We start from the raw sequence: 22,292 nt of genomic DNA, 5'->3' as shown, positions 1-22,292 counted from the left end.
CGATAGCGCGCGCCGGTCCGCGCACGGCTGACCCAAGCCTTTTCTCGGCTTTCAGTCGCGGCGACGGCGGTTGGTTGCCACCTGCCCAATTCTCTTCGTTCGACCGTCGCTTTTGCCTTCCCCTCTCCCGTCGCCTCGTTATAACGATGGGTGAACACACAACCTTTTAGTCGGGGGCGAAGAGCAAAATGAAAGCGACACTTGAACGGGCGGTGCTCCTCAAGAGCCTGGGCCATGTCCAGTCGGTCGTCGAGCGGCGCAACACCATTCCCATCCTCTCCAACGTGCTTCTCGAAGCGGGCGAGGACGGATCGCTCCGTCTCATGGCCACCGACCTCGACCTTCAGGTCGACGAGCGCGTCGAGGCCGACGTCAGCCAGGCGGGCGCCACCACCGTCCCCGCACACACTTTCTTCGACATCGTCCGCAAGCTCCCCGAGGGCAGCCAGGTCCAGCTGAGCGCCGCAGAGGGCAAGATGGAAGTCGTCGCGGGCCGCGCGCGCTTCAATCTCCAGACGCTCCCGCGCGACGATTTCCCGGTCATCGCCGAGGGCGAGCTGCCGACCCGCTTCGAATTGCCCGCCGCCACGCTGCGCCAGATCATCGACAAGACGCGCTTCGCCATCTCGAGCGAGGAAACGCGCTACTATTTGATGGGCATTTTCTTCCACGTCGCCGACGACAAATTGAAGGCTGCGGCGACCGACGGTCACCGCCTCGCGCGCGTCACGGTGGAGAAGCCCGAGGGCGCAGACGGCATGCCTGACATCATCGTGCCGAAGAAATGCGTCGGCGAGCTGCGCAAGCTGCTCGACGAGGTCGAGGGCACGGTCGAGGTCTCGCTATCAGGCGCCAAAGTCCGCTTCGGGCTCGGTTCGGCGGTGCTGACCAGCAAGCTGATCGACGGCACCTTCCCCGACTATAACCGCGTCATCCCGACCGGCAACGACAAGCTCCTGAAGGTCGACCCGAAGAGCTTCATGGACGGCGTCGATCGCGTCGCCACCATCGCCAGCGAAAAGACCCGGGCGGTCAAGATGGCGGTCGATGCGGACAAGATCACCCTGTCGGTGACCAGCCCCGAGAACGGCCTCGCGGTAGAGGAAGTCCCCGCCAGCTACGGCAGCGACCAACTCGAAATCGGATTCAACGCCCGCTACCTCATGGACATCCTCCACGAGATCGAAGGCGACAGCGTCGAGGTCCACCTCGCGGACGCCGCCGCCCCGACGCTCCTGCGTGAGAACGATCAGAGCCAGGCTCTTTATGTCTTGATGCCCATGAGGGTCTAAGCCACCGAGCGTAAGCGAAGCGGAGCAAAGCGAGCGCAGCTTAGGCGAAGAGATGGCGCAGACCGGCCAGCGGGTCGCGCAGCGAACCCGTCTGGAGCCGAAGGCGTTGCGTAGCAACACCGTGCAAGGCCGCCCTTGCACCCACCGCGCTTCCCACCGCACTACAGCCGCGCTAGTCACGTTTCGTGACCTCGCTCGCTCGCCTTTCGCTCACCGATTTTCGCAATCATGCCGACCTGTCGCTCGACCTCGCGCCGGGGTTCGTCATGCTGTCGGGTGAGAACGGGGCGGGGAAAACCAACATTCTCGAAGCCGTCTCGCTGATGGCGCCAGGCCGTGGCCTGCGCCGCGCTGCGCTGCGGGATATGGCGAGGCAGGCAGGGCCGGGCGGGTTTGCGGTCGCTGCGCGGCTCGAGGACGGCACCGACATCGGCACCGGCACGTTTGCGGCCGCGCCCGATCGACGGCAGCTCCGGATCGAAGGCGCGACGGCCCCGCTCTCGGAACTGGGCGAACGGCTCGCTATCCTCTGGCTGACCCCGGCGATGGATCGCCTGTTCGCCGACAGCAAGGCGGCGCGGCGGGCGTTTCTCGACCGGCTGGCGCTTGCGCTGGAGCCGGGCCACGGCCACCACGCCACTCGCTACGAAGCGGCGATGCGCTCGCGCAACAAGCTGCTTGCAGAGCCGGAAACCGCCGATGCCGAATGGCTCGGTAGCCTCGAAAAGGCGATGGCCGAGCATGGCGAAGCGCTCCACGACGCGCGCCTGCGCACGGTCGATGCGCTCACCGAGGCCATCGCAGGTTCGCCCGACGGCAACTTCCCCAAAGCCGGCCTCGCCCTTACCGGCTACGAGGACGGAGACTTGGCTGGACAGCTACGTGCCTCACGCGGCCGCGACGGACGGGCAGGGCGCACGCTCGTCGGTCCCCACCGACAGGATCTCGACGTTACCCATCTCGAGAAGAACCAGCCCGCCAACCTCTCCTCCACCGGCGAACAGAAAGCGCTGCTCCTCGGCCTCGTTCTCGCCCACGGCGAGCTGGTGGCCGAGCGTCGCGGCCTCGCCCCGATCCTGCTGCTCGACGAGGTCGCCGCGCATCTCGATCCCGCGCGCCGCACGGCGCTCTACCGCCGTCTCGAAGGCCGCGGACAGGTGTGGATGACCGGTACCGAACCGGCACTGTTCGAGGGCGTTTCGGGCGTCCATTTCCACCTCAGAGAAGGGCAAATCCGCGAATTCACTGGTAATTCATGAGTTTTGCCCTATATCGCACTGCAACATCGGCGCGCCGACCAGCGGCGTGATGCTCCCAAGAGGAGCGCCCAGCGCGCCCCCGCCAATCACTGGCCCTCTCATCACGCGGGGTTCAAATCCCCACGAAATTTCAGGCGACGCGGAGTGTCCGCGCCGCCCGCTACAGGATATTATTCACATGAAATTCGCAGACCTGGGGCTTTCGCTGCCCCTGCTCGCCGCGCTTGATGCGCGCGATTATGACACGCCGACGCCGATCCAGGCACAGGCCATTCCGCCGGTGCTTGAAGGCAAGGACCTGCTCGGCATTGCCCAGACCGGGACCGGCAAGACCGCAGCGTTCGTACTGCCCTCGATCCAGCGCCTTGTCGACAGCGCGCCGCAGCGCCTCGTGCCCGGCCGCGCCCGCATGCTAGTGCTCGCGCCGACGCGCGAACTCGCCTCGCAGATCGCCGACAGCGCCCGCGCCTATGCGCAGGGCCAGCACGTGCGCGTTGGTGTCGTCTTCGGCGGCATTCCGGTGCCCCGCTCGATCCGTGAAGTCAGCCGCGGTCTCGACATTCTCGTCGCGACCCCGGGCCGCCTGCTCGACCTCGTCGACCAGCGCGCGCTCGACCTCTCGGGCGTCGAAATCCTCGTCCTCGACGAGGCCGACCAGATGCTCGACCTCGGCTTTATCCACGACCTCAAACGGGTCGTGAAAATTGTCCCCGAAAAGCGCCAGACGCTGTTCTTCTCGGCCACCATGCCGCGCAACATCCGCCAGCTCGCGGATCGTTTCTGCACGCGCCCGGTCGAGATTTCGGTAACCCCGGTTTCCTCGACCGCGGAAAAGGTCAGCCAGGCCGTCACCTTCGTCAACCAGAAGGAAAAGCAGGCGCTGCTGACCCTCTTCTTCCAGCACGAGCAGATCGACCTCAGCCTCGTCTTCTCGCGCACCAAGCATGGCTGCGACCGCATCGTCCGTCGCCTCAAGGGTGCGGGGATCGAGGCCGTCGCCATCCACGGCAACAAGAGCCAGGCGCAGCGCACGCGTGCGCTCGAGGCCTTCCGCCGCGGCGACATCCGCATCCTCGTCGCGACCGACATCGCGGCGCGCGGGATCGACATTCCGGGCGTCAGCCACGTCGTCAATTTCGACCTGCCCAACGTGCCCGAGCAATATGTCCACCGCATCGGCCGGACCGCGCGTGCTGGCCGCGAAGGGGTGGCCTACAGCTTCTGCGACCAGGACGAACGGCCTTACCTCAAGGACATCGAGAAGCTGATCAAGCAGCGCATCGGCGTCGCGCCGCTGCCCGAGAATTTCAATGCCTCGGTGCAGGCGATCGCCGCGATGCCCGAAATCCGCGAAGACAGCCGCAAGGACGGTCGTGACGATCGTCGTGGTCCGCGCCCGCCGCGCCGCCGCAAGAAGCCGGCGCACGCGATCAAGCAGACCGGTCATCGCGGCCAGGGTCCGAAAAAGGGCGGCAAGCCAGGCGGTCAGCCCAAGCGCCGCTTCAATCGGCGCAAGCCCAACGCGGCGCGCGGCTAGGCCGGTTTGGGGAAGGCGCTGCGATGCGCCTTGTCCAGCCGGTCACGATCATAGTCGGATGAAATCGCTGCGGCGGCCCGGTCACGGGCTTCCGCGGCGATTTTTGCCATGGCGTGACGCGCGCCCGGAAACTTGCGCGCAAGCCCGCCGAGCATTTTCTGCAAATGGATGCCGACCTCGACCAGCCCCGCGCCATCGCGCGAGATGGGCAGGACGATGTCTTCGACCAGTTCCTCCAGCGACAGAGGGTGGTCGACCAGCCCTTCGAGCGGTTCATACTCGCCCTGCTGGTCGAGAAAGCGATCGAGGACGCGTTCGGCGGAGATCAGGACCGCGATTGCCGTCCCGGGGTCGTTGACCGCGCGCGACAGCGCGCGCGACGCGATTTCCGAGAGAACGACCATGCCGAAACGCGGATCCTGGTCGAGGTCGCGCGCACGGCGGATGAAGAATTGCCTGCGGACCTCTGCCTTGTCGATTTCGGCACCCTCGCTCGCCCAGGCCAGCGGCTGGCCCGAGCCGGCAAGGTGCCCCGCCGACCCCGCCAGCGTCAGCGTCGTCTCTGCGGCCTGCGCGATCTCGGACAGCGTTTTCCGGTCGACATGCGCGACATAGCCCGTTTCGTGCGCGGTCACGAAGGTCGCCTTGGTAGGCACTTCGAAGTCGGAGCGCCCCGCCACGATGCGCGGTCCCGGATAGTTTTCGAGCGCGGTCGCGGCCTTGTCCTCGACCCGCGTGATCGTGTCGCCCAGCCGTCCGAAATGCGCGAGCTTTCCGATCCAGCGTAGCAAAGTGAGCACGATCCACGCGATCATGAGGATGGTACCGATCAACAGGATCGCGCGCCCCTGCTCGCCGTAGAGCCCGGTCGAAAGCGCGATGATCCCGACGATTGCGAACAGGAAGCCGCCGAGGAAGGTTGAGAGCGCGTTCTGCGCCGTCTTGTCCTCGATCAGCAACTCCGTCGCACGCGGCGTCCCCAACTGCGCGGCGCCCGAAAAGGCTGTGACCATTGCGGTCAGCGAAAAGGTCGTGACCGCCAGCATCGAGGACGCAAGGATGGTGAGGATATTGTCCGCGGCATTGGCGCCGATCTTGAGGCTGAGCTCGTAGGGGATGATCGGCGCGATCCCGGCGGCGGCGAGGGCCAGCACAACCGAGAGCAGTGCGATCAGGGCCGCACGAAACCAGATGCGCGAAAACACCTCTCTCAACATCCATTGCCAGCGCGGCATCCAGCCTCCTTTTTCCGTGATTTTCCCGCCCAACGCGGGAGGCCTGCAAAAGGACCCGCGGGGCGTCGGAAGAAAGGCCAAAAAAATGGGCCAAAATGCTTGGTTTCGGGGGCCAAAAATGCCATAAAATCAGCATGAAAATCGCCGTCCCCGCCGCTGCCCCGATCCCGGGGCTTGCGCGCGCGCTCTCCTGACAGCGAACATTCCATCAACCCACGGAAAAATAAGCAAAAACTCGATGGCAGAAGAAGCGAACAAGAACCAATACGGCGCCGACAGCATCAAGGTCCTCAAGGGCCTCGACGCGGTGCGCAAGCGGCCAGGCATGTATATCGGCGATACCGACGACGGATCGGGCCTCCACCACATGGTGTTCGAAGTGTCCGACAACGCCATCGACGAGGCGCTCGCGGGCCATTGCGACCGCGTGCTGATCACGCTCAATGCCGACGGTTCGTGCAGCGTCGAGGATAATGGCCGCGGCATTCCTGTCGACATGCACAAGGAAGAGGGCGTCAGCGCGGCCGAGGTCATCATGACCCAGCTCCATGCGGGTGGGAAATTCGAAAACACGTCGGACGAAAACGCCTACAAGGTGTCGGGCGGCCTCCACGGTGTGGGCGTGTCGGTCGTCAACGCGCTGTCCGAGTGGCTTGAGCTGACCATTTGGCGCGACGGCAAGGAACATTGGATGCGCTTCGAGCACGGCAATGCCGTGGAATCGCTGCGCGTCGTCGGCGATGCCGAAGGGCGCAAGGGCACCAAGGTGACCTTCATGCCCAGCGCCGAGACCTTCAAGACGGTCGAATTCGATTTCGAGCGGCTCGAGCACCGCTTCCGCGAACTCGCCTTTCTAAACTCGGGCGTGCGCATCATCCTGGTCGACGCGCGTCATGACGAGCCGGTCGAGACCGAAATGTATTACGAGGGCGGGATTGCCGCCTTCGTGCAATATCTCGACCGCGCCAAGACCGCGCTGATGCCCGATCCGATCGCGATCACCGGGCAGCGCGACGATATCGGCATCGAGGTCGCGCTGGAGTGGAACGACAGCTATTACGAGAACGTCCTCGCCTTCACCAACAACATCCCGCAGCGCGACGGCGGCACGCACATGTCGGCCTTCCGCTCGGCGCTGACGCGTACGCTCAATGCTTATGCGGAGAAGAGTGGGCTGCTGAAAAAGCAGAAGGTCTCGCTCACCGGCGACGACATGCGCGAAGGCCTGACCGCCATCGTCAGCGTCAAGCTGCCCGACCCCAAGTTCAGCTCGCAAACCAAGGACAAGCTGGTCAGCTCCGAAGTGCGCCAGCCGCTGGAAAGCCTGATCGCCGACAAGCTCAACGAGTGGCTCGAGGAAAATCCGGGCGAGGCCAAGCAGATCGTCCAGAAGATCATCGACGCTGCTGCCGCGCGTGAGGCGGCGCGCAAGGCGCGTGAGATGACCCGCAAGGGCGCGATGACCGTCGCTTCGCTGCCGGGCAAGCTCGCCGATTGCCAGGAACGCGATCCGAGCAAGGCCGAACTCTTCCTGGTCGAGGGTGACTCGGCCGGCGGCTCGGCCAAGCAGGGCCGCGACCGCAAGACGCAAGCGATCCTGCCGCTCAAGGGTAAAATCTTGAACGTCGAACGCGCGCGCTTCGATCGCATGCTGTCGTCGAAGGAAATCGGGACTATGATCCAGGCGCTCGGCACCGGGATCGGGCGTGAGGAATTCGACCTCGAGAAGCTGCGCTATCACAAGATCGTGATCATGACCGACGCCGACGTCGACGGCGCGCACATCCGCACCCTGCTGCTCACCTTTTTCTATCGCCAGATGCCCGAGCTGGTCGAAGCCGGCCATCTCTACATCGCGCAGCCGCCGCTCTACAAAGTCGCGCGCGGTCGCAGCGAAGTCTATCTCAAGGACGACGCCGCGCTCGACGAATATCTCATCGATGCCGGGCTCGACGGCCTGTTGCTCGACAGTGCCGAGGGCGAGCGCACCGGCGCCGACCTGCGCTCGCTGATCGAGCATGCGCGTCGTTTCCGCTCGCTGATGGCCTACGCGCCCAAGAAATATGATCCTGCGCTGGTCGAGGCGCTCGCGCTCAACGGCGCGCTCGATCCCGAGCTCGACGCCAAGGGCAAGGCTGCCGCCGCCGAGAAGACCGCCAAGTGGATGGGGCTCGACGATCTCGAAGCCAAATGGTCGGGCGAAGTGGGTGAGGATGGCGGCTACGTCTTCCGCCGCGAATGGCGCGGGGTCACCGACGCCATGCTGGTCGGCCCCAATTTCATCGTCTCCGCCGAAGCGCGCAAGCTCCACAAGCTGGCGAGCGAACAGGCCTCGTCCTACGCGACGCCGGGCACGTTGAAGTCGCTCCGCGCCGATGGCGAGGAGGCCGAGAACAGGAAGGCGGTAATGGTCACCGGACCCACCAGCCTGCTCGACGCCGTGCTCGCCGCGGGCCGCAAGGGCCTCTCGATCCAGCGCTACAAGGGGCTGGGCGAGATGAATGCGGACCAGCTGTGGGAAACCACGCTCGACAAGGAAAACCGCTCGCTCCTGCAGGTCGAAGTCGACCAGGCCGACGTCGCGGACGAGATCTTCACCCGCCTCATGGGCGACGTCGTCGAACCCCGCCGCGAATTCATCCAGGACAACGCGCTCAACGTCGCCAACCTCGACGTCTAGGCGGAACGGCAGGAGAGGCGGCGGGTTGGCTCAGGGATGACCCTCACCGTTGCCTCCTTCAACATCCGCAAGGCGATCGGGACCGACCGCAAGCGGCGGCCCGATCGGGTGCTCGACGTGCTGGCCGAGATCGACCCGCACGTCGTTGCCTTGCAGGAGGCGGACAAGCGCGTGGGCACCCGTGCGTCGGCGATCCCCCACGGACTGATTGACGATCACGGCCTGTTCGACGCGATCGATTTCGACGTGTCGCATCCCAAACTGCTCGACCGCGTGCCCGATCATCCGGTGACCCGCAACTTCATGGAGCGGCTCGATACGCGCAATCTCGGCTGGCACGGCAACGCCATCCTCGTAAAGCGCGGGACCAAGGTGCTCGACCGCGCCGCGCTCGACCTGCCCACGCTCGAGCCGCGCGGTGCGGTGATGGCCGAGCTCGAGTTCGACGACGGGCGACAGCTGCGCGTCATCGGCATGCATCTCGACCTCACCGGCATGTGGCGCAAGCGACAGGCGCGCCGCATCCTCGCCCATGTCGAGGCCCGCCACGACGCGATGCCGACCGTCCTGATGGGCGACACCAACGAGTGGCGCGAGGGCGGCTGCCTCGACCATTTCGGAGAGCGTTTCTCTGCGGTCGCCTGCGGCCCGAGCTTCCACAGCCGCCGCCCCGTCGCCAATCTCGACCGCATCCTCATCGACCGCGGCATCGAGGTCGTCGAAGCCGGCGTCCACGCCAGCCATACCGCCAAGAAAGCCAGCGACCACCTGCCGGTCTGGGCCCGCCTGAACTTCTAACGCCCTTCCAGCTTGCGCTGGCGTCGCCGTTGGACGCTGCTCCCGATCCCCATCGCCTCGCGATATTTCGCAACCGTGCGCCGGGCGAGATCGAAACCCTGCGCCTTGAGCAATTTGACCAGCGCATCGTCCGACAGGATCTTGTCCTCCTCGTCGATCAGCTTTTTGATCGCCGCCTTCACCGCCTCCGCCGCGACGCCCTCATCGCTGTCGGCCAAGCCTACGCCCGACCCGAAGAAATATTTGAGCTCGAACGTTCCGCGCTCGCAGATCAGATATTTCGCCGTCGTCACGCGGCTGACCGTGCTCTCGTGCACCTCGACCGCCTCGGCCACTTTCGACAGCGTCATCGGCTTCAACGCCGACACGCCCTTTTCGAAGAATCCCTGTTGCTGCTTGACGATCTCCATCGCCACCTTGGTGATCGTCTGCGCGCGCTGGTCGAGCGCCTTTACCAGCCAGTTGGCGTTCGCCAGATTGTCCGACAGCCACGCCTTCGACGCCTTGTCCTGCGGCCCCGCCTTCAGCTGCGCGTGATAGTCGCGATTGACCAGCACGCGGGGCAGCGCATCGGGGTTGAGCTGCACGTCCCAGCCATCCTTGGTCCGGGTCACCACCACGTCGGGGGTGATCGCTTCGGCGGGCGCCTCGGCATAGGTGCAGCCGGGTTTGGGGTCGTAGCTGCGCAGCTCGCGGATCATGTCGGCAAGGTCCTCCTCGTCGACATTGCAGATGCGCATCAGATCCTTGGTCCGCCCCTTCGCCACCAGGTCGAGATTCTGGATCAACCGTTCCATGCACGGGTCGTAGCGGTCGGCTGCCTTGGCCTGCAGCGCGAGACATTCGGCAAGGCTGCGCGCACCCACCCCCGGCGGATCGAGCGACTGGACCAGCGCCAGCGCCTCCTCCTGCTCTTCGCAGCTGAGCATCAGATGCGCGAGCAATAGGTCGAGCTCGACTTCCAGATAGCCGGTGTCCTTGAGCGCGAGGATGATCGCTTCGGCCCCTTGCGCGACCGGCCCGCTCGCCCCGTGAAGCTGGGCAAGCAAATGCTCGGCGAGCGAGTGCTCCTTATATTCCAGCCGGTCGAAGTCGAACGCCTCGGCTCCCGGATCGGCGGGGAGGCCAAGGTCGGAAAAACTGTCATTGTCTGCCGCTGCGGCAGTGCTGTCATAATCGAGCACGCCGTCATCGCCCGCTCCGATCGCCTCCGCGCTGTCGGGCGTGTCGGCATAATCGTCGCCGCCCTCGTCGGCCTCATATTCGCGGTCTTCGTTCTGCTGCTCGCCGCGATCGTCGCGCTTGACCTCGAGTAGCGGGTTCTTTGCCAGCTCTTCGGCGATGACCTGCTCGACCTCGGTGGTCGACAGCGCGAGCAGCTTGATCGCCTGCTGCAGCTGCTGGGTCATGACCAGCGACTGGTTTTGGCGGAGTTGGAGTCCGGGCCCTAACGCCATTCCAGCCCCCTAGAGCGCGAAGCTCTCGCCGAGGTAGAGACGGCGAACTTCGGGGTCGGCGACCAGCGCCTGAGGCGTGCCCTGGAACAGGACCTTGCCGTCATAGATGATGCAGGCCCGGTCGACGATATCGAGCGTCTCGCGCACATTATGGTCGGTGATCAGCACGCCGATGTCGCGCTGCTTGAGGTCCTTCACGAGATCGCGAATGTCGGAGATCGAAATGGGGTCGATGCCCGCGAACGGCTCGTCGAGCAGCATGATGGACGGGTCCGCCGCCAGCGCGCGCGCAATCTCGCAGCGCCGACGTTCGCCCCCCGACAGCGCCATCGCGTTCGAACTGCGCAAGCGGGTCAGCCCGAACTCGTCGAGCAGTTGCTCAAGCCGCTCTTCGCGCGCGTCGCGGTCGGGTTCGACCACTTCGAGCACCGAGAGGATATTCTGCTCGACCGTCAGCCCGCGAAAGATCGAGGTCTCCTGCGGCAGATAGCCGAGCCCGAGGATCGCGCGGCGATACATAGGCAGGCCGGTAATGTCGCGATTGTCGAGGATGATGCGCCCGGCATCGGGCTTCACCAGCCCCATGACCGAGTAGAAGCTGGTCGTCTTGCCCGCGCCGTTGGGGCCGAGCAGCCCGACCACTTCGCCGCGCGCAACCGACATCGACACGTCGCTCAGCACGACCTTCTTGTCATAGCTCTTGGCGATCGAGACGACCTGCAGCCCGTGATCTCCGACGTCGGGGACTTCGGAGAGGTCGGTACGCTCCAGTTCGTCGAAGTCGGCCATCAGTTGCGGGTTGGCACCGTGAAGCGGCCCGTCACGCGCCCGCCCGTCTGGTCGACGCCTGCGGGGCCGCCGTCCATCACCGCGCGACCACTGTCGAGGTCGATGGTAAGGCGCGATCCGAACAGTTCGTTGGGCCCCTGGGCGAGGCGGACATTGCCCATCATCGTGATGATCTTGCGGTCGAGGTCGTAGACGGCGAAGTCACCGCGCGCGGTGTCGCTACCGCTTCCGACGGTCACGCCGCCGGACGCATCGAGCCGCTTGATGTCAATCCCGCCACCAGACACATAGGCGATGCGCAGGCGCGACGTGTTCATGGTCAGCCCGCCCTGGCGCACTTCGACATTGCCGATGAACACCGCGCGGTCGGCGCGATCCTGGACCTCGATCCGGTCGGCGGCGACATCGACCGGTGCGTTGATATCGTGCCCGCCCAGCATCGATGCGTCCTGCGCGCCCGAAGCGGCGGGAAGCGCGGCGACAAGGGCGCCGGCGATCAGCATCGGAATGAAGCGGTTGGCACGCATATTGCTCATCTGACGGCACCTTGCTCGATTTTCAACCTTGCACCTTCGGAAAGTGTAATCGTGCGGCTGGCGAGGTCGGCGGACAATTTGCCCGCGGTGAAGCTGCCGAGCCGCATCCGTCCCGAGACTGCGCCGTCGCTTTCGAGTCGCCTCTCGCCGATATCGACGAGCACGTCGTTGACCTCGAGCATCGCGCCTTCGGGGCCTTCGAGCGTCACGGCCCCGTCGATAAAAACCTGCTTGTCCTCGATCGCGTAGCGTCCGTGCGGGGCGAGGATGGTGAGCGGCCCTTCTTCCATGTCCAGCCGCGCTGCCATGCCGCGAATCTCGACGATCGGAACCGCGCTGGTTTCCTGCACCGCGCGATTGGCGACGATGGTGAAGGGGCGCCCGCGATTATCCTCGCCGGTGTAGCGCGCGCGCTCGACCCGCATCCGTTCCTCGGCCTGGTCGACATCGTCGGGCTCGAGGATGAAGCTGACTTCGCCTTCTTTCGACAAAGGCGCGAAGAGCAGCGCGATAATGACGAGCACGCCGATGATCGGCAGGCCGATTTGCATGAACCGCACGACGCGGTCGTGGCGCGAGTCGGGAAGCGCCCATTGCCGCTTGACGGCGCGTTCGCGTCGGGCGGCTTCGCTCATGGATCAGCTATGCGCGAAAATGTCGACTTCGTCCCAACCCGCCAGGTCGAGCCTCGCGCGGGCGGGAAGGAAGTCGAAACAGGATTGGGCAAGCTCGGTGCGGCCCTCGCGGGCGAGGCGCCTGTCGAGCTCTTCCTTGAGTCGGTGGAGGAAGCGTACGTCGCTCGCGGCATATTCGCGCTGCGCGTCATTGAGCTCCGGGCCGCCCCAGTCGCTCGACTGCTGTTGCTTCGAGATGTCGCCGTTCAAAAGCTCCTTGACCAACTCCTTGAGGCCGTGGCGGTCGGTATAGGTGCGGACCAGCCGGCTCGCGGTGCGCGTGCAATAGACCGGCGCGGCCATGATGCCGAGATAGGCCTGCATGATCGCGATGTCGAAGCGCGCGAAATGATAGAGCTTGAGGCGGTTGGGGTCGCCGAGCAGCGCCTTGAGGTTGGGCGCCGCATAGTCGCTGTCGGGGCCGAATCGCACGAGATGCTCGTCGCCGCTGCCGTCCGATAGCTGGACCAGGCACAGCCGGTCGCGCCCGGGCCGAAGCCCCATCGCTTCGGTGTCGACGGCGATCGGGCCGTCGCCGAACAGGTCGGTGGAAGGAAGGTCTTCTTCGTAGAAATGGACTGCCATCTGGGCTCGCTTCTTTACTCTCGTCTCGACCGCTCCTTAGTCGCTAGAGGAGCGCTGTGCCAGTCGCGAAGAGGCCATTTGGCCAAATCATTAGGTAATTCGGGGATTTTGCTGTATTGAGTCGCCGTGTGCGCCCCCTCATCGTGGGGCGCATGGCCGTTTGCGCGACTAGGTTCCCGTGTTCGCGGTCGATATTGTTGGGGCTGGAAGAGTTTGGATAAGCATGGGTTACGACCGAGGGCGTAAGGGCGATCGCGGTGGACGCGGACGCGACAAGCGAGATTTCATCGGCGAAGAACAATATGGCGATCGCGGCGGTGGTTTTCAGGACCGTGGCGGTGGCTATGGTGGCGGTGATCGCGGCGGCTATGGCGGCGGCGGTGGCGGCTACCAGGACCGTGGCGGCGGCTACGGCGGTGGCGGCGGTGGAGACCGTGGCGGCTATCGCGGTGGTGGCGGTGGCGGTGGCTATCGCGGCGGCGGAGGCGGTGGCTTCCGTGGCGGTGGCGGCATGCCCCCGCAGGTTGTCGGCGAAGGCAAGGGCGTCGTCAAATTCTTCAACCCGCAGAAGGGCTTCGGCTTTATCGTCCAGGACGATGGCGGCGAAGACGTCTTCGTGCATATCAGCGCGGTCGAGCAGGCGGGTCTTACCGACCTCGCCGACGGTCAGCCGCTCAATTACACGCTCGTCGATCGCGGCGGCCGTGTCTCGGCGACGAACCTCGAAATCGACGGCGAGCCGTTGGCGGTCGAACGCGGCGGTGGCGCCGGCGGCGAACGCGGCGGTGGCTTCAACAAGCGCGAGCTCACGGGTGAAAGCGCGACCGGTACGGTCAAGTTCTTCAACTCGATGAAGGGCTTCGGCTTCATCCAGCGCGATGACGGCCAGCCCGATGCCTTCGTGCATATCAGCGCGGTCGAACGCGCCGGCATCCCCACGATCAACGAGGGCGACCGGTTTGAATTCGACCTCGAGGTCGACCAGCGCGGCAAGTATGCGGCGGTCAACCTTCGCTCGGCCCCGGCCCAGGGCGAATAACACCCGCATGAAAATCGAATCAGCGACGGTGGAGCACATCCCAGTGCTCCACCGCCTGATCGAGTCGGCCTATCGCGGCGACAGCGCGCGCGGTGGCTGGACGCACGAGGCCGACCTGCTCGGCGGCCAGCGCACCGATCCCAACGAACTGGCGATCCTCCTCGACGATCCGACGCAGACCGTCCTGATCGGTCGCATCGACGGCGACATCGCCGCGTGCATCGCGCTCACCGACAAGGGCGACGGCCTCTTCTATTTCGGCATGCTCACCATCGACCCTGAGCGACAGGGCCAGCGGCTCGGCTCGCTCATGCTCGAGGCCGCCGAACGCCACGTCGTCTCATTGGGCGCGGTCCGCATGGAAGCGCAGGTCATCAAGCAGCGCGAAGAGCTGATCGCCTGGTACGAGCGCCGCGGCTACGCCCGCACCGGCGAGACGCGTCCCTTCCCCTATGGCGACCCGCGCTTCGGCGATCCCAAGCGCGACGACCTCGAATTCATCGTCCTCGAAAAACCGCTCAGCTAGTCAGCTTGCGCAGTGCCGCGATCGTGTCGGCCTCCTCGACCGGCTTGTCCTCGCGAATCCGGCTGATCCGCGGAAAGCGCATCGCCAGCCCGGACTTGTGCCGCTTCGATTCGTGGATCGAATCGAACGCCACCTCCAGCACCAGCGCCTTCTCCACCTCGCGCACCGGCCCGAAGCGGTTGATCGTGTTGCGCCGCACGAATCGGTCGAGCCATTTCAGCTCCTCGTCGGTAAATCCGAAATAGGCCTTGCCCACAGGCAACAGCTCACCCTCCTCGGTCCAGCAGCCGAACGTGTAATCGGAAAAATAGCTCGACCGCTTGCCCGACCCGCGTTGCGCATACATCAGCACGCAGTCGGCGTTGAGCGGATCGCGCTTCCATTTGTACCACAGCCCCACGCGTCGCCCGGCGACATAGCGACTGTCGCGCCGCTTGAGCATCAGCCCCTCGACCCCTGTGTCGCGCGCCTCCTCGCGCAGCGCATCGAGCGCATCGAGACTGTCCGCCTCGACGATGTCGGAGAGGTCGAACCGGTCTTCAGGCAGCCGCCCGATGAACTTCTCCAACCGCGCGCGCCGCTCCTCCCAGCCCAGCTCGCGCAAGTCCTCCTTGCCCTCGATCAGCAGGTCGTAAAGCCGCACGAACGCCGGATTGCTCTCACGTAATTTCTTGCTCACCACCTTGCGCCCCAGCCGCTGCTGCAGCGCGTTGAAACTGCCCGCGCGCCCGCCCTGCTCCTGCCCGCGCACCAGCAATTCGCCGTCGATCACCCCGTCATGTTCGAACGCTTCGAGCACGTCGGGGAAGCTCGCCCCGATATCGTCGCCGGTGCGCGAATAGAGCCGCGTCTCGCCGCCCGCACGTACTAGCTGCACGCGGATCCCGTCCCATTTCCATTCGGCGGCATATTGGGAGAGGTCGATCTTCTTGTCGTCCTCGAGCGGGTGGGCGAGCATGAACGGGCGAAACACCGGCATGTTGGCGACGTCGGGCGGCTCGCTGCGTCCCTCGGCCCAGGCGAACAGCTCTTCGTAGGGCGGCGAGAGCGCGTGCCACACTTCCTCGACCGCATCGACCTCCAGCCCGAACGCGTCGGCCAGTGCCTGTTTCGCCAGCCGCGCCGATACGCCCACGCGCAGCGCCCCCGTCGCCACCTTGATCAGCGCATAGCGACCCGACGGATCGAGATGGCTCAGCATCTCGGCCAGGATCGCGGGCGCATCGCTCCGGCTCGCCGCCTGCAGTGTCGCCACCGCCTCGCCCAGCCGATATTCGCCATCGTCGATCATCGGCCGCCCGTCGGGCGCATCGTCCCACAACAGGGAGAGCGTCTCCGCCGAATCGCCGACAAAATCGCGCGAGAGCCTATAGAGCACCGGGTCGATCCGCTCTTCCGCGAGCGCACGGATCACCGACGGCTTCACCGAGGGAATGTCGATCTCACCCGTCAGCGCCGCCAGCGCGATCCCGCGATCGGGATCGGGCGCCGCCTTGAGATAGTCGCCGATCAGCCGCAGCTTCGCGTTGCGCGAGCGCGTATAAGTGAGGTCGTCGAGCAGTTGTGAAAAGGCACGCATCGACGACCCAACCGATCAGCAGCGGTGAAGGCTCCCGCGCGTCACGCGCCCTGCGCGGTTTCGAACAGGAACCAAGCGCGCTGTTCGGCGGCATCGGTCCATTCGTCGACGATCGCGCTGGTCGCATTGTCCTTGGCCTCGTCGGCCAGGTCCTTCAGTTCGCGAAACGCCTCGACCAAAGCAAGGTTGTCGTCGCGCAACTCCTTGAGCATGTCGGCGGCCGACACGAAGTCCTTGTCATTGTCCTTCAGGCTCTGGTGCCGCGAGATATCGCCGATCGAGCGCAGCGTGGTCTTGCCCAATTTGCGCACGCGTTCGGCGATCGCGTCAGTCGTCCCGAGGATTTCCGCCGCCTGCTCGTCGAACATCAGGTGGTAGTCGCGAAAATGCGGCCCCGACACGTGCCAATGGAAATTCTTGGTCTTCAGGTAGAGCGCATAGCTGTCGGCGAGCACGCCGTTGAGCGCGGTCGCGACATCCTTCGTCTGGTTCGCCTTGAGGTCGGTGGGGGTGGCGAGTTGTTCGTTCGTCATGGTCATTGCCCTTCGATTGATCGTTTGCCTGAATAACGCACGAAGAATTGATCGGTTTATCGAATAATAGCGTTCAGACTGATCGGATCGCTGGCAACACCCTCATCCGCTTGACAAAAGCGCCCCCGCTCGTCATTGAGCGCGCCAGTTTGGGGCGGGCCTCGATGCGCCGCCTTTTCATTTTGTGATTCGGGATAAAAACGATGGCCAAGCCGGCAACCGTCAAGATCAAGCTCGTCAGCACCGCCGACACCGGCTTTTTCTACGTGACGAAGAAGAATCCGCGCAACACGACCGAAAAGATGGTCATGCGCAAGTATGACCCCGTCGCGCGCAAGCACGTCGAGTTCAAGGAAGCCAAGATCAAATAAGCGGCGGCTGGTCCGGACCCGGATCGGCCTCTTCTTGTTGGTTGTCTTGTGAAGCGGCTCCGTTCTCGGGGCCGCTTTCGTCTTGTCCGACATGCGCGTCGTGCACGGGCACGCTGTCCGCTTCGCCTTCGCACCGTTCGGGGATCGGTCCCTCGGCAAGCAATTTCTCGACCGCCTCGACGAAGCGGATCACCGAAATCGGTTTCGAGACATAGGCCTGCGCGCCTGCCTTGCGGATGCGCTCGTCATCGCCCTCGCCGGCATAGGCGGTGACCGCCATGATCGGGATGCGGCATAGCGGCGGCTCCTCGTCGCGGATCAGCCGCATCAGCTCCATTCCGTCGATATGCGGCAACTGGATATCGGTCACGACCAGGTCGGGGTCGAATGCGCGCGCGGTATCGATCGCCTCGCGACTGTCGATGACCGGACGCGTCTCGTGTCCGTGCGCATCGAGCAGGTCGCAGAACAGCTTGATGTTCAGCGCATTGTCCTCGACAACCATGATCCTGGCCAAGTGGAAAGGCCCCCTTTTCGTCCCCGATGGAGCAGCAATAGGCGATGGAGCCACGCGACACAATCGATGCGGAGGCGCTCGCGCTCCAGGCGCTGGCCGCCACGCTCGCCGATGAAAAGCGCGCCGAGCGGTTGCTGGCGCTGACCGGAATAACGCCCGACGAGCTGCGCGGACGGCTCGGCGACCCGTCCTTGCTCGTCGCCTGCCTCGATTTCCTGGAATCGCACGAGCCCGACCTTCTCGCGGTGGCGGAGCTGATGGCGACGAGCCCGGAAACGATCGTCGCCGCGCGCCGTTCTCTAGAAGCATGACGCGCCCGCTCCTCATTACCGATTGCGACGAAGTGCTGTTGCACATGGTCGCCCATTTCGACGCCTGGCTGCGCGAGGCGCACGGCATCGACTTCGCGTTCGAAACCGGCAGTTTCGGCGGCTCGATGACCTATCACGCGACCGGCGAGCCGGTGCCCGAGGACAAGGTCTGGCCGATGCTCGAGGAATTTTTCCGCGGTGAGATGCATCGCCAGACAGCCGTGCCCGGTGCGGTCGAGGCGCTGGGGACGATCGGCGAGATGGCCGACATCGTCATCCTCACCAATATCGGTGACCAGGCGCACCCTTGGCGGGTTAAGCAGCTCGAAGCCCACGGCATCCGCCACGAAGTCGTGTGCAATCGCGGCGGCAAGGGGCGCCCGGCGAAAAAGATCATCGAACGTCACGGCAATCCGTCGACCGTGTTCGTCGATGACCTGCCTGTCCATCACGGCTCGGTGCGCAAACATGCGCCCGACACCCACCGCCTCCACATGGTTGCCGAACCCCGCCTCGCGCCCGCCGTCCCGACCGCCAAAGACGCGCATGCGCGTATTGACGAGTGGGACGCCGCGACCCCCTGGATCCTCGAACGACTGGAGCTTTCATGATGAAAACCGCCTTCATCACCGGCGTCACCGCCGGGATCGGGCAGGCCACTGCGCAAAAGCTGATCGACGATGGCTGGCGCGTGATCGGGACCGGGCGTCGCAAGGACCGGCTCGACGCGCTCGCGGATAAATGGGGCGACAAGCTTCTCCCCATCGTTTCCGACATGCGCGACATTGACGATCTCGGCCGCGTGGTGCGCCAGCTGCCCGAGGAGTGGCAGGGCATCGACCTGCTCGTGAACAATGCCGGGCTCGCCCCGCCGATGGACGATTTCCAGGATGCCGATCTAGACAAGCAATTGAACGCGATGCGGACCAACATGGACGGGCTGATCGCGATCACCCGCCACCTCCTGCCGACGCTGATCGAGCGCAAAGGCGCGATCATCAATCTCGCTTCGGTCGCGGGCAGCTATCCCTATCGCGGCGGCGCGGTCTACGGCGCGACCAAGGCGTTCCTCACCCAATTCTCGCTTTCGCTCCGTTCCGACCTGTCGGGCAGCGGTGTGCGGGTCACCTCGATCGAGCCCGGCATGGTCGAGACCGAATTCACGCTGGTGCGTAACGAGGGTGACCAGAAGGCCTCGGACAAGCTGTATGAGGACATGAACCCGATGACCGCCGACGATATTGCGGGCGCGATCCACTGGGTCGCCAGCCTGCCGCCCCACCTCAACATCAATCGCCTCGAACTCATGCCGACCAGCCAGAGCTTCGCAGGCTTCACCGTCCACCGCGACTAGGCTAGGGGGCAGTCATGAGCATCGAAGAAAAACTTGCCGAAAAAGGCATCATCCTTCCCGAGGCCGCTGCGCCGGTCGCATCCTATCTTCCCGCCGTCGAGGCCGGGGGCTTCCTCCACATTTCGGGCCAGATCTCGATGCGCGAGGACAAGAGCCTGATCACCGGCACGCTGGGCGAAGACCTCAATGTCGAGGCGGGCCAGGACGCCGCGCGCCGTTGCGGCATCATGCTGCTTGCGCAGATGAAGGCTGCACTGGGCTCGCTCGATCGCGTCGAGCGGGTTGTGAAGCTGGGCGGGTTCGTCAATTCGAGCGCCGACTTCGTCGACCAGCCCAAGGTGGTCAACGGCGCCTCGGACCTGATGTTCGAAGCGTTCGGCGAGGCGGGGCGTCACGCCCGTTCGGCGGTCGGCGTCAACACGCTCCCGCTCGGCGTCGCGGTCGAAGTCGATGCGATCGTCAAGGTCCGCGACTGACCCGCTCGATCCCGGTCCCATGGGGTTCGCGCATCGCGGGCTCCATGACGACCGCATTCCCGAAAACAGCCTCGCGTCATTCGAGGCCGCGATGGCGCTCGGCGCGGGGATCGAAAGCGATCTCCAGCTGTCGGGCTGCGGCACTGCGATGGTCTTCCACGACCGCGACGGACAGCGGCTGTGCGGCCAGCGTGCCGCCGTTGGCGACAGCGATGTCGCGACGATGCGCGATTGGCGGCTGAAGGGCACCGACCAGGCGCCCCACACGCTCGCCGACATGCTCGACCTCGTCGCCGGGCGCGTGCCGCTGCTGCTCGAGATGAAGGAGGAGCATCGCAATGGCGAGCGCATCGCCGCCGCCACGCTCGCCGCGCTTCACGGCTATGACGGCCCCGTCGGCGTGATGAGCTTTTCCGCCCGCGCGATGCGCTTCGTGCGCAAGACCGCGCCTGACGTGCGCCGCGGCTTGGTCTTCTCGGGCCGCGACGTCGCGCTGCGCCGTTTCGACAAGCTGCAGCGCGCGCAGCCCGACTTCATCGCCGCCAAGGTCACCGTCATCCACAAGGCGTGGGCACGCGCTTTGCGCGGACGGATGCCGCTGTACAGCTGGACCGCGCGCACGCCTGCCGATGCAGCGAAGGTGGCGAAGTGCGCCGACGCCCCCATATGGGAAGGCGATGGCCGACCCCGACCCTGAATTGCTCGCCAAGATCGCGCCCGGCGTCTCCTCCGTCGACGCCGCGGCGTGGGACGCCCTCACGAGCGACCCGCTCACCAGCCACGCCTTCCTCTCGCTGTTGGAAAGCTCGGGCAGCGTGGGCGAAGGCACCGGCTGGTCTCCTACACCCATCCTCATCGAACAGGCCGATCAGCAAACCGACGCTGTGCCCGCCTACCTCAAAAGCCACAGCCAGGGCGAATACATCTTCGACCATAGCTGGGCCGATGCGTTCGAGCGGGCGGGCGGTCGCTACTACCCCAAGCTCCTCGTTGCGGTCCCCTTCACCCCATGCCCCGGCCCGCGCCTTCTCGGCCCCGACAAGAACGCGATGCTCGCCGCGATCGAAGCGGTGACCAGCCAGAACGGCCTGTCGAGCGCGCATATCAATTTCATCGAGGGCGACGATCTCGAGGCAGCCGAAGCGCGCGGCTGGCTGATCCGCGACGGGCTGCAGTTCCATTGGCGCAATGACGGCTACGACAGCTTCGACGATTTTCTCGCCGCCTGTTCGAGCCGCAAGCGCAAGACCATGCGCCGCGAACGGGCGCAGGCGGCCGAGGGGCTGGAGATCGCAACGCTGCGCGGCGCCCAAATCGATGCCGAAGCGGTCGAGGCGATGTGGGGTTTCTACCAGGACACGGGCAGCCGCAAGTGGGGCATGCCCTACCTCACCCGCGCGTTCTTCGACGGCATGGTCGAAGCGCTCGGCGACCGCCTCCTCCTGTTTCTCGCGCGCCGCGACGGCACACCGATCGCGGGCGCACTAAATATCGTCGGCGAGGACACGCTTTACGGCCGCTACTGGGGGTGCAACGAAGACGTGCCCTTCCTCCACTTCGAGCTGAGCTACTATCGCGCTATCGATTTTGCGATCGAGCACGGGCTGTCGACCGTCCAGGCGGGCGCACAAGGCGAGCACAAGGTCGCGCGCGGCTATCGGCCGGTCATCACAAAATCGGCACACTTCATACCCGACACCGGCTTCCGGGAGGCAGTGGCCAAGTATCTTGTCGGAGAGCGGCAGGCGGTCGCTGCCGAAGCTGCCTGGTTCGAGAGCAAGCTGCCCTTCAAGCGCTAATCTTCGTCCCCGAACACCGACACGGTCCGCTCGCCATCGGCGCCCACCCGCCCGCGATACATGGCCGGGGTCGTATAGCTCCACGCAGCCGTGCCGTCGGGGCGAACGGCGATCATGCCGCCGGTGCCGCCCATGTCACCGATATCGGCAAGGACTTTATCGAGCGTCTGCTGCAGGTCATCGCCGCAAAAACGCAGGCGCGCGCAAACCTCGTGCGCGGCGGCGGCGCGGATGAAGATCTCGCCCAGACCTGTTGCCGAGACGGCAGCCGCGCGATCGTCGGCATAGGTGCCCGCGCCGATCAGCGGGCTGTCGCCGATCCGCCCCCAGCGCTTGGCAGTGAGCCCACCTGTCGAAGTGGCGGCGGCGACGTGGCCGTCGCTGTCGACCGCGACCGCGCCGATCGTGCCATATTTGATCTCGGCATCGAACGCGTCGCTGCCCTTGGCGAGCAATTCGTCGAGCTGGCGACGGCGCTCGGGCGTGACGAACCAGGTGTTGGGGACCTGCTCAAGTCCTTGCTCGAGCGCGAATTCTTCCGCCCCGCCGCGACCCATGAGGACGTGCGGGCTGCTGTCGAGCACGCGCCGCGCGGCGGTGATTGGCGCGCGCGTGGTGCGAAGGCCCGCGACCGCGCCGGCGCGGCGGTCCTTGCCCTCCATGATCGCGGCATCGCATTCGACATGACCGTCATGCGCGAGCACGCTGCCGCGCCCGGCATTGAAGGCCGGATCTTCCTCGAGCACGCGCGCGGCCGCTTCGACCGCGTCGAGCGCGCTTGCGCCCTTGGCGAGCAGCTCTTCGCCCGCCGCGAGCGCATCGGAGAGGCCGGCGCGCGCCGCTGTTTCCTGCCCGGGGTCGAGTTTGCCGCGGCGCATCGATCCCGCACCGCCATGAATCATCAGGGTCCAGCTCATGGCGCTTGCCCTAGCGCCCATGACCTCG

The 22,292-nt window shown here is 65.4% G+C and carries 23 protein-coding genes and 1 pseudogene; 14 read left to right on the top strand and 10 right to left on the bottom strand.

Annotation, left to right across the window (positions count from 1 at the left end):
* The first annotated feature begins 188 nt into the window (after positions 1-188).
* The 3 genes from dnaN to KTQ36_RS00995 all read left to right on the top strand — a co-directional run bounded on the left by dnaN (position 189) and on the right by KTQ36_RS00995 (position 4,088).
* A complete protein-coding gene (gene dnaN, locus KTQ36_RS01005; protein WP_218631923.1) occupies positions 189-1,292 on the top strand; it encodes a DNA polymerase III subunit beta in 1,104 nt (367 codons plus the stop codon).
* Positions 1,293-1,477: 185 nt separating this feature from the next.
* On the top strand, positions 1,478-2,551 hold the full coding sequence (recF, locus tag KTQ36_RS01000) for a DNA replication/repair protein RecF (protein ID WP_218631922.1): 1,074 nt from the start codon (positions 1,478-1,480) through the stop codon (positions 2,549-2,551).
* A 178-nt stretch (positions 2,552-2,729) separates the two neighbouring features.
* Complete coding sequence (locus tag KTQ36_RS00995; protein WP_218631921.1) at positions 2,730-4,088, top strand: DEAD/DEAH box helicase; 1,359 nt, start codon at positions 2,730-2,732, stop codon at positions 4,086-4,088.
* Here KTQ36_RS00995 and KTQ36_RS00990 read toward each other — a convergent pair.
* A complete protein-coding gene (locus tag KTQ36_RS00990; protein WP_255553921.1) occupies positions 4,085-5,323 on the bottom strand; it encodes a DUF2254 domain-containing protein in 1,239 nt (412 codons plus the stop codon). The genes KTQ36_RS00995 and KTQ36_RS00990 overlap by 4 nt on opposite strands.
* Before the next feature lie 238 nt (positions 5,324-5,561).
* On the opposite strand from KTQ36_RS00990, the gene gyrB reads away from it, so the two are divergent.
* Both gyrB and KTQ36_RS00980 read left to right on the top strand, forming a co-directional pair.
* Complete coding sequence (gyrB, locus tag KTQ36_RS00985) at positions 5,562-8,003, top strand: DNA topoisomerase (ATP-hydrolyzing) subunit B (protein WP_218631920.1); 2,442 nt, start codon at positions 5,562-5,564, stop codon at positions 8,001-8,003.
* A gap of 36 nt (positions 8,004-8,039) precedes the next feature.
* Positions 8,040-8,801: an endonuclease/exonuclease/phosphatase family protein gene (locus tag KTQ36_RS00980; RefSeq protein ID WP_218631919.1), complete on the top strand. Its 762-nt coding sequence runs from the start codon at positions 8,040-8,042 to the stop codon at positions 8,799-8,801.
* On the opposite strand, the gene rpoN is transcribed toward KTQ36_RS00980, so the two are convergent.
* The 5 genes from rpoN to KTQ36_RS00955 are packed head-to-tail and all read right to left on the bottom strand — an operon-like array spanning position 8,798 to position 12,842.
* Positions 8,798-10,258 (bottom strand): RNA polymerase factor sigma-54, encoded by a 1,461-nt coding sequence (gene rpoN / locus KTQ36_RS00975; protein WP_218631918.1) that lies wholly within the window; start codon positions 10,256-10,258, stop codon positions 8,798-8,800. The two genes, KTQ36_RS00980 and rpoN, sit on opposite strands and share 4 nt — an antisense overlap.
* A gap of 9 nt (positions 10,259-10,267) precedes the next feature.
* Complete coding sequence (gene lptB / locus KTQ36_RS00970) at positions 10,268-11,047, bottom strand: LPS export ABC transporter ATP-binding protein (protein ID WP_218631917.1); 780 nt, start codon at positions 11,045-11,047, stop codon at positions 10,268-10,270.
* On the bottom strand, positions 11,047-11,583 hold the full coding sequence (locus KTQ36_RS00965; RefSeq protein ID WP_345777644.1) for an LptA/OstA family protein: 537 nt from the start codon (positions 11,581-11,583) through the stop codon (positions 11,047-11,049). The genes lptB and KTQ36_RS00965 overlap by 1 nt, the downstream gene beginning before the upstream one ends.
* Entirely contained in the window at positions 11,580-12,218 is a 639-nt protein-coding gene (gene lptC, locus KTQ36_RS00960; RefSeq protein WP_218631916.1) for an LPS export ABC transporter periplasmic protein LptC, read from the bottom strand. Before lptC ends, KTQ36_RS00965 begins: the two co-directional genes overlap by 4 nt.
* Positions 12,219-12,221: 3 nt before the next feature.
* A complete protein-coding gene (locus KTQ36_RS00955; protein WP_218631915.1) occupies positions 12,222-12,842 on the bottom strand; it encodes a ribonuclease D in 621 nt (206 codons plus the stop codon).
* A gap of 223 nt (positions 12,843-13,065) precedes the next feature.
* Here KTQ36_RS00955 and KTQ36_RS00950 point away from each other — a divergent pair, with 223 nt between their 5' ends.
* Together KTQ36_RS00950 and KTQ36_RS00945 are read left to right on the top strand one after the other, a co-directional pair.
* A complete protein-coding gene (locus KTQ36_RS00950; protein ID WP_218631914.1) occupies positions 13,066-13,881 on the top strand; it encodes a cold-shock protein in 816 nt (271 codons plus the stop codon).
* Positions 13,882-13,888: 7 nt separating this feature from the next.
* The gene (locus KTQ36_RS00945; protein WP_218631913.1) at positions 13,889-14,407 is read left to right on the top strand and encodes a GNAT family N-acetyltransferase; all 519 of its coding nucleotides are present in this window, start codon (positions 13,889-13,891) and stop codon (positions 14,405-14,407) included.
* Here KTQ36_RS00945 and KTQ36_RS00940 read toward each other — a convergent pair.
* Complete coding sequence (locus tag KTQ36_RS00940) at positions 14,400-15,986, bottom strand: cisplatin damage response ATP-dependent DNA ligase (protein WP_218631912.1); 1,587 nt, start codon at positions 15,984-15,986, stop codon at positions 14,400-14,402. The two genes, KTQ36_RS00945 and KTQ36_RS00940, sit on opposite strands and share 8 nt — an antisense overlap.
* 41 nt (positions 15,987-16,027) lie before the next feature.
* Positions 16,028-16,519 carry a Dps family protein gene (locus KTQ36_RS00935; RefSeq protein ID WP_218631911.1) on the bottom strand — a complete coding sequence of 164 codons (492 nt, stop codon included), beginning with the start codon at positions 16,517-16,519 and terminating at the stop codon, positions 16,028-16,030.
* A 203-nt stretch (positions 16,520-16,722) separates the two neighbouring features.
* Between KTQ36_RS00935 and rpmG the strand changes: the two genes are divergently transcribed.
* Entirely contained in the window at positions 16,723-16,890 is a 168-nt protein-coding gene (rpmG, locus tag KTQ36_RS00930; protein WP_218631910.1) for a 50S ribosomal protein L33, read from the top strand.
* 157 nt (positions 16,891-17,047) lie between these two features.
* Here rpmG and KTQ36_RS00925 read toward each other — a convergent pair.
* Positions 17,048-17,395: pseudogene (locus KTQ36_RS00925) on the bottom strand (response regulator); the annotation flags it as partial.
* 56 nt (positions 17,396-17,451) lie between these two features.
* Here KTQ36_RS00925 and KTQ36_RS00920 point away from each other — a divergent pair.
* From KTQ36_RS00920 to KTQ36_RS00895, 6 genes are read left to right on the top strand one after another with little or no spacing between them, the layout of a single operon-like run.
* Positions 17,452-17,718, top strand: a complete 267-nt coding sequence (locus KTQ36_RS00920) for a DUF3572 family protein (protein ID WP_218631909.1) — start codon at positions 17,452-17,454, stop codon at positions 17,716-17,718.
* Complete coding sequence (locus tag KTQ36_RS00915) at positions 17,715-18,329, top strand: HAD family hydrolase (protein WP_218631908.1); 615 nt, start codon at positions 17,715-17,717, stop codon at positions 18,327-18,329. The genes KTQ36_RS00920 and KTQ36_RS00915 overlap by 4 nt, the downstream gene beginning before the upstream one ends.
* Complete coding sequence (locus KTQ36_RS00910) at positions 18,326-19,072, top strand: SDR family NAD(P)-dependent oxidoreductase (RefSeq protein ID WP_218631907.1); 747 nt, start codon at positions 18,326-18,328, stop codon at positions 19,070-19,072. Before KTQ36_RS00915 ends, KTQ36_RS00910 begins: the two co-directional genes overlap by 4 nt.
* 14 nt (positions 19,073-19,086) lie before the next feature.
* A complete protein-coding gene (locus tag KTQ36_RS00905; RefSeq protein WP_218631906.1) occupies positions 19,087-19,548 on the top strand; it encodes a RidA family protein in 462 nt (153 codons plus the stop codon).
* A 19-nt stretch (positions 19,549-19,567) separates the two neighbouring features.
* Positions 19,568-20,245: a glycerophosphodiester phosphodiesterase family protein gene (locus tag KTQ36_RS00900; RefSeq protein WP_218631905.1), complete on the top strand. Its 678-nt coding sequence runs from the start codon at positions 19,568-19,570 to the stop codon at positions 20,243-20,245.
* Complete coding sequence (locus KTQ36_RS00895) at positions 20,226-21,347, top strand: GNAT family N-acetyltransferase (protein ID WP_218631904.1); 1,122 nt, start codon at positions 20,226-20,228, stop codon at positions 21,345-21,347. Before KTQ36_RS00900 ends, KTQ36_RS00895 begins: the two co-directional genes overlap by 20 nt.
* On the opposite strand, the gene KTQ36_RS00890 is transcribed toward KTQ36_RS00895, so the two are convergent.
* On the bottom strand, positions 21,344-22,264 hold the full coding sequence (locus KTQ36_RS00890) for an isoaspartyl peptidase/L-asparaginase family protein (RefSeq protein WP_218631903.1): 921 nt from the start codon (positions 22,262-22,264) through the stop codon (positions 21,344-21,346). The two genes, KTQ36_RS00895 and KTQ36_RS00890, sit on opposite strands and share 4 nt — an antisense overlap.
* Positions 22,265-22,292 lie beyond the last annotated feature (28 nt).

Source organism: Sphingomicrobium clamense, assembly GCF_019264355.1.
GTDB lineage: Bacteria > Pseudomonadota > Alphaproteobacteria > Sphingomonadales > Sphingomonadaceae > Sphingomicrobium > Sphingomicrobium clamense.
This window is presented reverse-complemented; position numbering and strand designations above follow the sequence as displayed.

Bases quoted from the DNA above. Each gene is read 5' to 3' on its own strand.
- dnaN (WP_218631923.1), top strand. From the start codon at position 189: ATGAAAGCGACACTTGAACGGGCGGTGCTCCTCAAGAGCCTGGGCCAT.
- KTQ36_RS00995 (WP_218631921.1), top strand. From the start codon at position 2,730: ATGAAATTCGCAGACCTGGGGCTTTCGCTGCCCCTGCTCGCCGCGCTT.
- KTQ36_RS00990 (WP_255553921.1), bottom strand. From the start codon at position 5,323: ATGCCGCGCTGGCAATGGATGTTGAGAGAGGTGTTTTCGCGCATCTGG.
- gyrB (WP_218631920.1), top strand. From the start codon at position 5,562: ATGGCAGAAGAAGCGAACAAGAACCAATACGGCGCCGACAGCATCAAG.
- KTQ36_RS00980 (WP_218631919.1), top strand. From the start codon at position 8,040: ATGACCCTCACCGTTGCCTCCTTCAACATCCGCAAGGCGATCGGGACC.
- rpoN (WP_218631918.1), bottom strand. From the start codon at position 10,258: ATGGCGTTAGGGCCCGGACTCCAACTCCGCCAAAACCAGTCGCTGGTC.
- lptB (WP_218631917.1), bottom strand. From the start codon at position 11,047: ATGGCCGACTTCGACGAACTGGAGCGTACCGACCTCTCCGAAGTCCCC.
- KTQ36_RS00965 (WP_345777644.1), bottom strand. From the start codon at position 11,583: ATGAGCAATATGCGTGCCAACCGCTTCATTCCGATGCTGATCGCCGGC.
- lptC (WP_218631916.1), bottom strand. From the start codon at position 12,218: ATGAGCGAAGCCGCCCGACGCGAACGCGCCGTCAAGCGGCAATGGGCG.
- KTQ36_RS00955 (WP_218631915.1), bottom strand. From the start codon at position 12,842: ATGGCAGTCCATTTCTACGAAGAAGACCTTCCTTCCACCGACCTGTTC.
- KTQ36_RS00950 (WP_218631914.1), top strand. From the start codon at position 13,066: ATGGGTTACGACCGAGGGCGTAAGGGCGATCGCGGTGGACGCGGACGC.
- KTQ36_RS00945 (WP_218631913.1), top strand. From the start codon at position 13,889: ATGAAAATCGAATCAGCGACGGTGGAGCACATCCCAGTGCTCCACCGC.
- KTQ36_RS00940 (WP_218631912.1), bottom strand. From the start codon at position 15,986: ATGCGTGCCTTTTCACAACTGCTCGACGACCTCACTTATACGCGCTCG.
- KTQ36_RS00935 (WP_218631911.1), bottom strand. From the start codon at position 16,519: ATGACGAACGAACAACTCGCCACCCCCACCGACCTCAAGGCGAACCAG.
- rpmG (WP_218631910.1), top strand. From the start codon at position 16,723: ATGGCCAAGCCGGCAACCGTCAAGATCAAGCTCGTCAGCACCGCCGAC.
- KTQ36_RS00920 (WP_218631909.1), top strand. From the start codon at position 17,452: ATGGAGCCACGCGACACAATCGATGCGGAGGCGCTCGCGCTCCAGGCG.
- KTQ36_RS00915 (WP_218631908.1), top strand. From the start codon at position 17,715: ATGACGCGCCCGCTCCTCATTACCGATTGCGACGAAGTGCTGTTGCAC.
- KTQ36_RS00910 (WP_218631907.1), top strand. From the start codon at position 18,326: ATGATGAAAACCGCCTTCATCACCGGCGTCACCGCCGGGATCGGGCAG.
- KTQ36_RS00905 (WP_218631906.1), top strand. From the start codon at position 19,087: ATGAGCATCGAAGAAAAACTTGCCGAAAAAGGCATCATCCTTCCCGAG.
- KTQ36_RS00900 (WP_218631905.1), top strand. From the start codon at position 19,568: ATGGGGTTCGCGCATCGCGGGCTCCATGACGACCGCATTCCCGAAAAC.
- KTQ36_RS00895 (WP_218631904.1), top strand. From the start codon at position 20,226: ATGGCCGACCCCGACCCTGAATTGCTCGCCAAGATCGCGCCCGGCGTC.
- KTQ36_RS00890 (WP_218631903.1), bottom strand. From the start codon at position 22,264: ATGAGCTGGACCCTGATGATTCATGGCGGTGCGGGATCGATGCGCCGC.